Raw genomic sequence first — 12301 nt, forward strand, 5'->3', positions numbered from 1 at the left:
CGAAAGCTCCGGCCTTTATCGTTGTGCGCTGACGGTCAGCCAGCGCGTCGGCTTGCCGTCATATCCGCCGCCGTCGTATTCGCTTAGGGCGATATTCCTCCAACCGCCTTTCGTCAGAAGCTCCGAGAGCCATTCGGCGGAGGGATAGTTGTAATAACGCCCGAAGCCGTCATGGCCTTCTGCTTCCCCGGCCTTGAAGCTTGCGTGAAGGAGGCCGCCGGGCCTCAGGGCGCGGCGGATGCGGGCGAAGACGTCGGGCAGTTCGGATCGGGGGACATGAAGAAGGCTCGCATGCGCCCAGACGCCGTCGAAGGCGCTGTCGGCGTCGAGTTCCTGGAACAGCATGACCCTGACCGGCCTGCCGATCAGCGCTTCGGCCTGTGTTGCAAGCTCGGCAGAGCCATCCGTCGGCGTCACGTCGAAACCCTGCGACAGCATGTAGACGCTGTCCTGTCCGCCACCGCAGCCGAGTTCGAGGATTGCCGCACCCCGCGCAAGCCCGGCGAGGAAGGCATCGAGCTGCTGCTTCGGCAGGCTGCGCGCCCGGTTGGCGTAGGTCTCGGCGTTTTGCCTGTAGAAGTCAGAGGTATTGTCACGAGGCATGCGGATCGGCCGTTCGGGAGCGTCGGTTGGATTGAAGGTGCCTTTCGGGGAGCCGATCGGCGCCGATGATGTCGATGACGAGGATGCCGTCCGGTATTTCACGATAGAAGGCGACGTGGCGCATGTGAAGAAGGCGGCGAAGGCCGACGCCAAGCTCTTCGCATTCGTCTCCCATGGAGGGCGCGCGCGAAAGAAGCACGAAAATTCTGTCCCAGTCGAGAAGATAGGCATCCGCCTGTGCCTCGCCGAAGTGCAAGCTGGCATATTCGTCGATGCCCGACAGCACGGCATCTGCGGTTCGGGTCAGCCTATAGGTTGATGTCACGCAGCTTTGCCTTCGTTTCCAACAGGATATCGGCAATGCGCCGGTCGCTGATGCCGCTCTCTTCGGCCAGCATCAGAATCTCACGCAATTCTTCGTCATCGAGCTTGCGATGGTCCTGGTCCCTCAGGACGAGTTCCGCCAGATATGTGCTGGCATTGGCGTATCTGCCGCTTGCGACACGGCGTGCGACGTAATCCGCCAGATTATCCGGAAGAGAGATCGTCATTTTCGCCATTGAATTCGGTGCAGTCCGTCCATGCCGGTTGATGCCAGATTACCATTTCCCACGTTGTGATAGAAGCGTTGCGCTCCGCCGTCGAGCACTTGGGTCACATCCAGGTCAGTCTTTTTTATCGACATAGATGACGCGTTCGAGATCCTTGAAATGGGCGTCGCAGGTCAGGATGTCGGCATCATGGCGCTCCGCGGTCGCATAAATGATCGCATCGGCGGTGGCGAGTTTGTGGATCGTCGAGATTTCGGCAGCACGGCGGGCAAGCGTCGTGTCGAGAGAGACAACCATGCATGTCGCGGTATAAGCGATGAAGCTGTCGACGGCTTCCTCGTCCTTCTCGCGTGCCAGCCATTTGGAGAGCTCGAGCTGCACGATCGTTGGAACGATGCATTGATCGCGCACCGGGATATTGGCCTGCAACCGGGTTCCGGCGGCACTTTTCGTCAGCCATTCTATCCATGCGGAGCTGTCGACCACGCGCATCAGAAACGGTCGTTCCGGTCGCGGTAGTTTTCCTTGTCAGCGCCTTCGGCAATGCCGCGAAGATCGGCAAGCGTCGGGACCGGCATCAGCAGCACGCCTTTCCCTTTGGGGATGAACACGAATTCCTGCCCCGCCGACCAGTGCTGCTGTTCGCGCACTTCCTTGGGAATGGAGATCTGGAATTTTGTGGAGAGGGTTGCGGTTGTCATTCTTACCTTTCCTCCATCGATAGATGAATGGTAAGAATTCATCTGACATCCGTCAATGACGAAGTGTTTTCGGCGTTAGTGCTATTTTGGTCGCCAAAGGAGAAGTAGCGATGATTCTTCCCGCTGACTCGGCCACAAAAGACCGGGCGGCGCGCGGTTTCGAAAGAGATCCGCGGATTGCTTGGTGGCCGTCCGCTCGAAGAGCATCGTAGCGTATCGTGCAGCTCGACACGAACTCCGGCGAGGGCGGAATAGGGTCGACAGCCCGGCGGCTTTGCGCGCGAGGCGGAGAGCGGCGCCCACCATGTCGGTGTTGACGCCGCCGTTTGCGTGGAACGTCGGGAATTCAGGCCGGGATAAGGCGGGTCCAGCCGCGCTCATCGTTCGTTACGCCCTTCTGCAGACTGACGAGCTGCTGGCGCAGTTCGCTGGTCAATTTGCCGGTCTGTCCGTCTCCGACCAGAAACTCGCCGCCGGCATGTCGAACCAGGCCAATGCCCGCCAGGACTGCGGCAGTGCCGCAAGCGAAGGCTTCGACGAGCTTGCCGCTGGCAGCGTCGTCTTGCCATTCCGCGAAGGAGTAGGGACGCTGCTCGACGCGCAAGCCTCTTTCTTCGGCGAGTACGATCACGGAGGCCCGGGTGATGCCCGGCAGGATCGTGCCGCCAAGGGGCGGGGTCACCACCGATCCGTCATTCATCAAGAAGAAGACGTTCATGCCGCCGAGTTCTTCGACCCAACGATGCTCTGTTGCGTCGAGGAAGACGACCTGATCGCAATTCTTCTTCGCCGCCTCGGCTTGCGCCACGAGGCTGGCTGCGTAGTTTCCGCCGCATTTTGCAGCGCCGGTGCCGCCGGCAGCCGCACGGGTGTATTCGGTCTCGACCCACAGGGAGACGGCCTTCGCGCCGCCCTTGAAGTAGGCGCCGACCGGAGAGGCGATGATGCAGAAGATATATTCCTGAGCCGGACGAACACCGAGAAACGCCTCGTTGGCGAACATGAAGGGGCGAAGGTAGAGGCTGGCGTCGCCGGACGGAATCCAAGCCTTGTCAATGCGGACCAGTTCTTCGACGGCCTTCAGGAAGAGTTCTTCGGGCACAGGAGGCATCGCCATGCGGGCTGCAGACTGCGCGAAGCGGCGGGCATTCTCTTCAGGCCGAAAGAGCAGAATCCGGCCATCGTCTGCCTTGTAGGCTTTCATGCCCTCGAAGATTTCCTGAGCATAATGCAGCACGGCGCTCGCGGGATCGAGCTCCAGCGGCCGCCTGGGCGTAACCTTCGCATCGTGCCAGCCCTTGTCGGCAGTCCATCGTGCCAGGACCATATGATCGGTGAACACCTTGCCGAAGCCGGGTGTCTCCAGTGCCTGGATGCGATCGGCGTCGGAGACGGGAGACTGGTGGAGTTCGATTTTGATTTCAGGAGAGGCCGACGTCACGGTCATTGCTGGCACCTTGATAGTAATTTGAATAGTGGCGGCGACACTACTGCCGCCGAGCTGGTCTTGGAAAGGTCTGAATCAGCCGGTTTCGACTTTGATCAGAGGAATAATCGCTTGGAGTGGCTGACGTCGAGCAGCAAATTCGGGATCGAGCGTCTTCGATATCGGATGGCGTCTACGCTTGTCACCATGACAAGAAAATAGGTCAGTATTATTGACATAATTTCCCTGGCATGGTTTGTCGGCGGTATAGAAAATATGAGGAAACCCCATGCTGAACTGGGACACCATGTTTGCGTCGCGCTCGTCGCGCATGCGCGCATCCGAGATCCGCGAGTTGCTGAAGCTTCTCGACCGGCCCGACATCATCTCCTTTGCCGGCGGCATCCCTGATCCGGCGCTGTTTCCGGATCGGGAATTCAAGCAGGCCTATGCCGATATCTTCGACGGCGCCGCCGTCAACTCGGCGCTGCAATATTCAGTGAGCGAAGGCTACAAGCCGCTGCGCGAATGGCTGGTCAAGCAGATGGCAGCTCTCGGCATCCCCTGCGAACTCGACAACGTCTTCATTGTATCAGGCTCGCAGCAGGGCCTGGATTATCTCGGCAAGCTCTTCCTGTCGCCTGGTGATACCGCGCTGGTGACATGGCCCACCTATCTCGGCGCGCTGCAGGCCTTCAACGCCTATGAACCGGCCTATGACCAGTTGACGCCGAACGGCAACCGGACGCCGGAATCCTATCGGGCGGCCGCAGCGGCTGCCGGCGGCAAGGTGAAGTTCGCCTATCTCTCCGCCGATTTCTCCAACCCGACCGGCGAGACCGTCGATCTCGATGGCCGCAAGAAGGTATTGGCATTAGCCGAAGACCTCGACATCGCCGTCATCGAGGATGCGGCCTACCAGTCGTTGCGTTACGACGGCGATCCGATCCCACCGATCCTGGCGCTCGAGATTGCCGAAAAGGGCCATATCAACGATACGCGCACCATCTATTGCGGCAGCTTCTCGAAGACGCTGGCGCCTGGCCTTCGCGTCGGCTTCATCGTCGCCAATGCGCCTGTCATCCGCAAGCTGGTGCTGATGAAGCAGGCGGCCGACCTGCATTCCTCGACGATCAACCAGATGGCGATATCAGATGTCGCCGAGCGCGGCTTCGACGCGCAGGTCGCCAAGATCAAGGCCGCCTACAGCAAGCGCCGTGACTGCATGCTGACGGCACTCGAGAAATATATGCCCAAAGGCACGAGCTGGACGAAGCCGGAGGGCGGCATGTTTATCTGGATCACGCTGCCGGAGGGGATGGATGGCGCCAAGCTCTTGGCGAAATCGCTGGAGACCGCCAAGGTCGCCTTCGTACCCGGCAAGGCATTCTTCGCCGATGGTTCCGGCGCCAACACCTTCCGCGTCAGCTTCTCCTGCGCCAACGAGCAGATGATCGAGGACGGCATCGGCCGCTTGGGCGCGCTGATCTCGGCCGAAATCGGCGGCTGATCCAGGCTGGCGAGGGCGTCGATCAGAAGATCGTCGTCCAGCCTTCGTTCGCCGTCTCGCTCTTGCCGTAGCCGACCCGGTCGGCCACGGCGCCGTCGGCGTTGCGCAGGATGATGTCGCCGCCCCTGTTGGCAAGCTGCGGGCCGCCGGCCGCGGCATCGAGTGCCACGGTGCGCAACTCGCCTGCGCCAAGCGACCCCGACAGTGTCTGGGTCCTGCCGTTTTCGTCTTCCAGCTTCCAGCCGTCGAGCGATGCGGTCATGTCGGAGCGGTTGATGATCGTGACCGTTTCGGCCTCGGTGCCGCCTTCGCCGTTCACCGGGTTGATCAGCGCGGCGACGATGCGCAGCGACGAGGCGACGATCGGCTGCGGTCGGCGCGTGCCTTCGCCGCGGCCCTGGCCGCCACGGCTGTCGGAAACCGGATGGCCGGTCGCCGCATCGGTGTTCCAATTCTGCGACTGGAAGCAGAGGAAGATCGCCGCCCATTCGTCGGTATCGTTGAAGTGGACGAGAAGGGCGCCGTCCTGGTTGGGGCCGTTGGTCGCCTTGAAGCTGCCGCCGTCGCCCTGGTTCATGTGAATGTCGTGGATGCCGTTGCCCGGCTCGAAACGGAAATATTGGTCCGGCTTGTTGTGCTCAGGACCCCAGGCCTCGCCGAAGGCGTAGAAATGCACGTCGGAATCGGCAATGCCTTCCTGGACGATCGGCTCGATGAAGTCGCGCAGGTCGTTCTTCGGGCCGGATAGCTGGAAGGGTGCGACATTCATATCCTCGCGTTCGATCAGCCCGCCGCGAACATAGTCTATCGCAAGCTCCGGACGGTCCTTGCGGATGTCGATCAGCCCCATCGGCAGCGCTTCGAGCGCCTCCGTCAGCGCTGAGTGCTTGAAATCGACGATATTGGCGTAGAGCAGATCGTGCGGCGTTTCCTTGGAGCGGACATTGAGCGCGATGCGATAACTGACGCCGTTTGCCTCGATGCGGATCTCGATATGAGGATCGTTGTCGTCGTCGAGGGCAAGTGCGCTCGCCGTGCCCTTCAGGACCTTGTAATTCTTCAGCATGGAGAACCTCGCGGGAGTGGCGGGGTCTGACGATAACACGGCGAAAGTGCATCTTTTGTGACGACTAAAGTATGGCGCGATCCTTCAGATTCGCCTGCCACGCTTTAGGTCTTTGATTTACCCATGTCGTGGTCGCAAAACCGCTGCACACTTTTGCGGACTTATGTAGCAATTGCCATAAAGGTCACGCAGTGCAATCAGAGCGGTTGTTAAGCAGATAAACGGCCAGAAATGACCGGCGCACGGATAGCTTGTTCGTGGGCAAGAGGTGCCAATCGCCGTAACGCAGTGATCGCTATTCGTCGGCCCTATTCGGTGCATCGCCGACCCCGAACTGATCGTCAGAGGCCGGCAAGATAGTGAGCCATGGCAGCGATGTCGTCGGCCGAAAAATTGCGCACCAAGGCCGTCATGCTGGGCATGTTCGGGCGCTTGTTATCGCGAAAGTCGGAGAGGGTTTTGATCAGGTAGTCCAGCTTCTGATTTGCGACGCGCGGAGTGTTGGCGTATCCGACGAAACCCTCCCGGTGGCACGAGGTGCACTTCTTCCCGGCGTCGAGCGCTCGGACGCGGGTAATGCTCGCTGCGTCGGCCGGCTCGCGGTATGCGGGCCAGGGCAGTGCGGAGAAGTAGGCCGCAAGCGCCTTCATGTCGTCGTCGGAAAGATTCTTCGCGATCCGGCCCATGAGGTCGTCGGTGCGCTCTCCATTGCGATATTCCTGCAAAGCTATCAGCAAAGAGGACTCGTGCTGGCCGGCGATGATTGGCGTGTTCTTAACAGTCGGCATACCTTTCATACCGTGACACATCCCGCAAAGCTTGGCCCTGTGGGAGATTGCCGCCGGCGGTGGCGCAGCATTGTTCTGCGCTCTAGCCGGCAGCGGACCGAGGGCCACGAGAGCGGCGATGACGAACGGAGCGAGCGCGCTGCTGCAAGGCATGCGAGGCCTCCAGATCGGGGCTTAATTTAAGCTGAAGTGTGATGCTGAGCTTATCAGGAGATGCAACCATTGGCGAGCGGACCCCCGTCGCCTCCATGCGACTATGGCTGCGTTTTTATGAGTTCACGCCCTAGTTGACTTGGAGTTTTGTGGCGGCCGTGCAGTGCTTGATCCGCTGCCTATTGTTGCAGATGCGGGGCGAAAAGCTCGAGATCGGCCTCGCCAAGCCTGTCGCTGACCGTGTTCAGTTGGTGCCAGTAGGGATAGATCACCAGTGGCAGGCTGACCGCGTCGAGGCGCTTGCGCTCCTCGTCCGTCAGCTTCAGCTCGGCGGCGGCGATGTTGTCGCGGAACTGGGCTTCGGTGCGGCCGCCGATGATGACCGAGGTCACGGCTTTGCGGCCGATTAGCCAGGCGAGCGCCACCTGAGCCGCCGAAACGCCGCGTTCCTGGCCGATCGCGACCAGTGTCTCGACGATGTTCCATAGACGGTTTTCGTCACGGATCGGCGGCTCGGTCCAGCCGGCGAATTGGCGCGTGCCTTCAGGGGCTGCCTGGTTGCGGCGATGCTTGCCGGAGAGCAGGCCGCCGGCGAGCGGGCTCCAGACCAGCACGCCGAGGCCCTGGTCGATCGAGATCGGTAGCAGCTCATATTCGGCATCACGGGCTTCCAGCGTATAGTGGATCTGCTGGCTGACGAAACGCTGGTACCTGTGCTCGTTGGCAATGCCAAGCGCCTTCATGATGTGCCAGCCGGAATAGTTGGAGCAACCGACGTAACGCACCTTGCCCTGTTTGATCAGGGTATCGAGGGCTTCCATCGTCTCTTCGAGCGGCGTCTGGCCGTCCCATTCATGCACCTGGTAGAGGTCGATGACATCGGTCTTCAGGCGCTTGAGGCTCGCCTCGCATTCGCGGACCAGGTGGTAGCGCGACAGGCCTTGGTCGTTCGGGCCGTCGCCCATGCTGAAGCGGGCCTTGGTGGCGAGCAGCACACCCTGCGGCCGCTTGCCGGAAAGCACCTCGCCGATGATGTTTTCGCATTCGCCTGATGAATAGGCATTGGCGGTATCGATCAGGTTGATGCCGGCATCGATGCACATATCGATCATCTTGCGAGCCTCGGAAACGCCGAGGTCCCCGACGGTCTTCGCCCAGCCGACGCCGCCGAAGGTCATCGTGCCCATGGTCAAAGTCGAAATCTTCAGGCCGGAACGGCCGAGCAGACGATATTCCATAGAAATTCCTCCTTCATTGAAACGTGAGTGACGTAGCGCAAAGCCCGGCAATGGCAATCTCCGAGTGTTCACGCCTGGGTGAGATTGCTTGGCGCCAGGATACCAGATGATCGGATGTTTCACAGGGTTGAAGACGACGCCTGCGAGATTGCGCCACAGCTATCGCCCCGATTGTCGGCAAAGCCGGGGGAGGTCAAGGAAGGTTGTGAAGCCTGGGCCTGGCGGCTGCGGCGTGCTGTCACATCGCTGTCAACGACCCCTAATAAGGGAGGGGTATCGAAATCGAGGATCCTTCCCATGAAAACGATCGTTTCTGCCGCAGCACTTGTCGCCGCGAGCCTCTTTGCCCTTCCGGCTTCGGCCGCAAACCTCGTTCTCTACACCAGCCAGCCGAACGAAGATGCGCAGGCAACGGTCGATGGGTTCATGGCCGCCAATCCTGATATCAAGGTCGACTGGGTGCGCGACGGCACGCCGAAGATCATGGCGAAGCTCCAGGCCGAGATCCAGGCCGGCAACCCGCTCGCCGACGTTCTGCTGATCGCCGATGTCGTGACGCTGGAGCGCCTCAAGGAAGACGGCAGGCTCCTGGCCTACAAGTCGCCGGAAGCCGCAGGGTACGATGCTGCCCTCTATGATGCCGACGGTTACTACTACTCCACCAAGCTGATCACGACAGGCATCATGTACAACACGTCGGCTTCGATGAAGCCTGCGAGCTGGAAGGATCTGACCAAGCCGGAAGCCAAGGGCCTCGTCACCATGCCGAGCCCGCTTGCTTCGGGTGCGGCACTCATCCACGCCCAGACGCTTGCCGCCGTTCCCGGCCTCGGCTGGGATTTCTACAAGTCGCTCGCGGAAAACGGCGCGATCGCGGCCGGCGGCAACGGCGCCGTGCTGAAGTCGGTCGCCTCGGGCGAGAAGGCCTATGGCGTGGTCGTTGACTATCTGCCGATCCGCGAGAAGGCCAAGGGCGCTCCGGTCGATTTCGTGTTCCCGAGCGAAGGCGTTTCTGTTGTCACCGAGCCGGTCGGCATCCTCGCCAGCACTGAGAATGCCGACGCCGCCAAGAAGTTCGTCGACTATGTGCTCTCCGAAAAGGGCCAGGAAGGCTTTCAGAAGCTCGGCTACATCCCGGCCCGCAACGGCATGAAGGTGCCGGAAGGCTTCCCGGCGCGCGACACCATCAAGGTCCTGCCTATCAAGGCGGCCGAAGCGTTGAAGAATACCGACCAGGACCTGAAGACCTTCTCGGGCATCTACGGTTCGAACTGATACTTTCATGCACGGATATGTCAAAACAGGAAACAGCCAGCCCGCCTGGCTGTTTCCTTTTGTCGTCATCGTCGTCCTGATCCTCAGCGTGCTGCCGCTCGCTCGTCTTGCCATGGTCGGGATCTCGGCCTTCGCCGATGGCGGCGTGATGACTGTTTTGAGCGAGGCGTCGCTGTGGTCGGCAACCTATTACACGGTTGTCACCGCCATCCTCGGCACGATCATCTCGCTCGTCATCGGCTGCCTCTTCGCCTTTCTGCTGACGCTGACCGATATCCGCGCCAAGGGGCCACTCAGCTTCTTCTTCGTGCTGCCGATGATGATCCCGCCGCAAGTGACGGCATTGGCCTGGGTGCAGATGTCCGGCCCCTCCAGCCCGATGTTGAAGGCGCTTTCCATTGCCCCGCCGCTCGGCTCGCCGCAGCCGCTCTATTCGGTGGGTGGTATCGCGCTGCTTTACGGCGTCCAGCATGCGCCGCTGGTCTATCTGGCGCTTCGGGCCGGCTTGATGACGCTGCCGCGCGACGGTGTCGAGGCCGCACGGCTTTCCGGCGCCTCCAGCCTGCGGGTGTTCCGCGACATCATCCTGCCCCTGTCGCTGCCCGGCATCATCGCCGGGGCGGCAATTTCCTTCGTCTCCTGCACCGGCAATTTCGGCATTCCCGCCATTCTCGGCATTCCGGCCTCGATCTTCACGCTGCCGACGCTCATCTTCACCAAGTTTTCCGCCTTCACCAGCCGGACCTTCGGCGATGTCGCCGTGCTCTCGGCGATCATCGCCATCATCTCGGTCGTCGGCCTGATGATCCAGGACCGGGCACTGCGTGGCCGCGACTACCGTGTCATCGGTCTATCCGGAGCGAGCGCCGCCTTCGAACTCGGTGCCTGGCGATTTGCCTTGGCGCCACTCGTCTGGGTGATCCTGTTCTTCATGCTGGCGGCGCCCTTCTTCGCGCTCCTTGCCGGCGCGCTGGTGCCGGCCTATGGCGTGCCGCTCACCTTCAAGACCATGTCGCTGCATGCTTTTGAGGAGATCCTGTTCCGGCAGGCGGTGACGCGCACGGCCTTTGTCAATTCGCTGTCGCTTGCCGGCGCCACCGCGCTTGGTCTCCTGGTGGTGACAATGCTTGCAGCCTATGCGCTGACGCGGCGCAAGGATGCGGCTTCCCGCATCGTTTCCGGCCTCATCGAAATACCCTATTCGCTGCCCGGCATCGTCATGGCTGTTTCCTTCATCCTGGTGTTCGCTGCACCCATCCCATTCCTGCGCGTCTCGCTCTACGGCACGATCTGGATCATCCTGATTGCCTATTTCTCCTCCTTCTTCGCCGTCAGCCTGAAACCGGTGGTCAATGCCTTTCATCAGCTCGATCCGGCGCTCGAAGAGGCGGCACGGCTTTCCGGGGCCGGCTTCTTCCGCCGGCTTGCCGATATCATCGTGCCGCTGATCGCGCCGGCCGCTGGCGCCTCCGTCATCCTCGTCTTCCTGATCGCCTGCAACGAGCTGACGATCTCCGCACTTCTCTGGTCGGCCGGCACGCAGACGCTCGGTGTCGCCATTTATAATCTCGATGACAGCGGCAGTTCCGACCTTGCTTCGGCGCTTTCGGTGCTCGTCGTCGTCATGGTCGTCATGCTGATGCTGCTGCTTGAGCTTCTGGCCAAACAGCTGCCGAAAGGAGTGGTCCCATGGCGAGGCTGATCCTCAATCAGCTCGGCAAGGATTTCGGCACCGGACGGGCTGTCGTCAGCGGGTTTTCGCTCGATGTGCGTGAGGGTGGCTTCCTGGCGCTGCTCGGGCCTTCCGGCTGCGGCAAGACGACGGTGCTGCGCATGATCGCCGGTTTCGAGACGCCGACCGACGGGTCGGTCCATCTCGGCGAGCGGCTGCTTGCCGATGCCGCGCAATCGCTGCCGCCGGAAAAGCGAAACATGGCGATGGTGTTCCAGTCCTATGCGCTCTGGCCGCATATGAGCGTCGCCGACAATGTCGGTTATCCCCTCAAGGTGCGCGGCATTTCGGGCGAGACCTATCGGACGAAGGTGCGCGATGCGCTCGGCATCGTGCGGCTTGCCGAATATGCCGAACGGCGGCCGGCCGATCTTTCCGGCGGCCAGCGCCAGCGCGTGGCGCTTGCCCGCTGCCTGGTCACATCGCCCGACGTCGTGCTGCTCGACGAGCCGCTCGCCAATCTCGACCGCCACCTGAAACAGGAGATGGAGGAAACGTTCCGCGATTTCCATCAACGCTCGGGCGCGACGATGATCTATGTCACCCACGACCAGAGCGAGGCGATGGCGCTCGCGACCGACGTTGCCGTCATGTCGGAAGGGCGACTGCTGCAGGTGGCGTCACCGGCCGAGATCTACGCCCGGCCGGAAGGCCGCGTCGTCGGCGGGCTGATCGGGCGAGGGGCGATCGTGACGCTGCCGCGGATTGCCGGAAATTGCAGGGCGTTTGACCGGCCTGTGCTGGAGCCGTTGTTTGCCGGTGCTGTCGCCGGGACCGCCAGCGGCGACCGGATGGATGTCCTCGTCCGGCCGGAGGATGTGATGGTCTCCGGCGAGAATACCGCCGCCGGCGAGGGGATCGCGGCGGCGGTCGAATCCGTTCTCTTCGAGGGCGAGCGCTATGCATTGAAGCTCACCCTCGCCGACGGGCAGGCGCTGCGGGCCTATTCCCGCTTTCCAGTCCGGACGGGTGACAGTCTCAGGTTATCGGTGCGCGCGGCATGGCGGCTTTGAGACGCCCGCGCCCTTTCGGGATCACTCGCTGCCGGAACATTGCCAGCGGATGACACGGCAGGTTCCGGTCTGACGTCCACAGCTGCCGATCGCCTGACGCTGGGCCTCACGGTTGTCGTAACCCCAGCCGCCGCGATGGCCGACGGCCACCGCGCTGCAGCCATTGCGGAACCAGATGGCGATGCGGCAGTCATCGGCGCTGCTGTCGCAATTGCGCCGGGCGACGGTTTCGGCGTCGCCGCGAT

General features: G+C 61.7%; 13 protein-coding genes and 1 pseudogene. 4 read left to right on the forward strand and 10 right to left on the reverse strand.

Annotated elements, in window-relative coordinates:
- Positions 1-15: 15 nt before the first annotated feature.
- From ACMUVN_RS02575 to ACMUVN_RS02600, 6 genes are all read right to left on the reverse strand, one after another.
- Positions 16-603 carry a class I SAM-dependent methyltransferase gene (locus tag ACMUVN_RS02575; RefSeq protein WP_047610778.1) on the reverse strand — a complete coding sequence of 196 codons (588 nt, stop codon included), beginning with the start codon at positions 601-603 and terminating at the stop codon, positions 16-18.
- Positions 593-928 (reverse strand): type II toxin-antitoxin system RelE/ParE family toxin, encoded by a 336-nt coding sequence (locus ACMUVN_RS02580; RefSeq protein ID WP_047610777.1) that lies wholly within the window; start codon positions 926-928, stop codon positions 593-595. The genes ACMUVN_RS02575 and ACMUVN_RS02580 overlap by 11 nt, the downstream gene beginning before the upstream one ends.
- Complete coding sequence (locus ACMUVN_RS02585; RefSeq protein WP_414814864.1) at positions 912-1163, reverse strand: ribbon-helix-helix domain-containing protein; 252 nt, start codon at positions 1161-1163, stop codon at positions 912-914. The genes ACMUVN_RS02580 and ACMUVN_RS02585 overlap by 17 nt, the downstream gene beginning before the upstream one ends.
- 105 nt (positions 1164-1268) lie before the next feature.
- Positions 1269-1646: a type II toxin-antitoxin system VapC family toxin gene (locus ACMUVN_RS02590; protein ID WP_047610774.1), complete on the reverse strand. Its 378-nt coding sequence runs from the start codon at positions 1644-1646 to the stop codon at positions 1269-1271.
- Entirely contained in the window at positions 1646-1855 is a 210-nt protein-coding gene (locus tag ACMUVN_RS02595) for an AbrB/MazE/SpoVT family DNA-binding domain-containing protein (protein ID WP_047610772.1), read from the reverse strand. The genes ACMUVN_RS02590 and ACMUVN_RS02595 overlap by 1 nt, the downstream gene beginning before the upstream one ends.
- Positions 1856-2201: 346 nt before the next feature.
- Positions 2202-3302: a branched-chain amino acid aminotransferase gene (locus ACMUVN_RS02600; RefSeq protein ID WP_063474646.1), complete on the reverse strand. Its 1101-nt coding sequence runs from the start codon at positions 3300-3302 to the stop codon at positions 2202-2204.
- 268 nt (positions 3303-3570) lie between these two features.
- Here ACMUVN_RS02600 and ACMUVN_RS02605 point away from each other — a divergent pair, with 268 nt between their 5' ends.
- Entirely contained in the window at positions 3571-4791 is a 1221-nt protein-coding gene (locus ACMUVN_RS02605) for a PLP-dependent aminotransferase family protein (protein ID WP_047610768.1), read from the forward strand.
- Between the two features lie 22 nt (positions 4792-4813).
- On the opposite strand, the gene ACMUVN_RS02610 is transcribed toward ACMUVN_RS02605, so the two are convergent.
- The 3 genes from ACMUVN_RS02610 to ACMUVN_RS02620 form a co-directional block, all read right to left on the reverse strand.
- Positions 4814-5857 (reverse strand): DUF2278 family protein, encoded by a 1044-nt coding sequence (locus ACMUVN_RS02610; protein WP_063474647.1) that lies wholly within the window; start codon positions 5855-5857, stop codon positions 4814-4816.
- 341 nt (positions 5858-6198) lie between these two features.
- Positions 6199-6798: a c-type cytochrome gene (locus ACMUVN_RS02615; protein WP_063474648.1), complete on the reverse strand. Its 600-nt coding sequence runs from the start codon at positions 6796-6798 to the stop codon at positions 6199-6201.
- 179 nt (positions 6799-6977) lie between these two features.
- A complete protein-coding gene (locus ACMUVN_RS02620) occupies positions 6978-8036 on the reverse strand; it encodes an aldo/keto reductase (protein WP_063474649.1) in 1059 nt (352 codons plus the stop codon).
- Between the two features lie 297 nt (positions 8037-8333).
- Here ACMUVN_RS02620 and ACMUVN_RS02625 point away from each other — a divergent pair, with 297 nt between their 5' ends.
- From ACMUVN_RS02625 to ACMUVN_RS02635, 3 genes are read left to right on the forward strand one after another with little or no spacing between them, the layout of a single operon-like run.
- The gene (locus tag ACMUVN_RS02625) at positions 8334-9311 is read left to right on the forward strand and encodes an ABC transporter substrate-binding protein (RefSeq protein ID WP_063474650.1); all 978 of its coding nucleotides are present in this window, start codon (positions 8334-8336) and stop codon (positions 9309-9311) included.
- Between the two features lie 7 nt (positions 9312-9318).
- Positions 9319-11013, forward strand: coding sequence for an ABC transporter permease (locus ACMUVN_RS02630; RefSeq protein WP_414814865.1), 1695 nt, complete (start codon positions 9319-9321; stop codon positions 11011-11013).
- On the forward strand, positions 11001-12056 hold the full coding sequence (locus ACMUVN_RS02635) for an ABC transporter ATP-binding protein (RefSeq protein WP_047610757.1): 1056 nt from the start codon (positions 11001-11003) through the stop codon (positions 12054-12056). The genes ACMUVN_RS02630 and ACMUVN_RS02635 overlap by 13 nt, the downstream gene beginning before the upstream one ends.
- 21 nt (positions 12057-12077) lie before the next feature.
- Here ACMUVN_RS02635 and ACMUVN_RS02640 read toward each other — a convergent pair.
- Positions 12078-12293, reverse strand: a pseudogene (locus ACMUVN_RS02640) (DUF4189 domain-containing protein); the annotation flags it as partial.
- Between the last annotated feature and the right edge of the window lie 8 nt (positions 12294-12301).

The organism is Rhizobium sp. IY2, assembly GCF_047532935.1.
In the GTDB taxonomy this organism is placed as follows: Bacteria; Pseudomonadota; Alphaproteobacteria; order Rhizobiales; family Rhizobiaceae; genus Rhizobium; species Rhizobium anhuiense.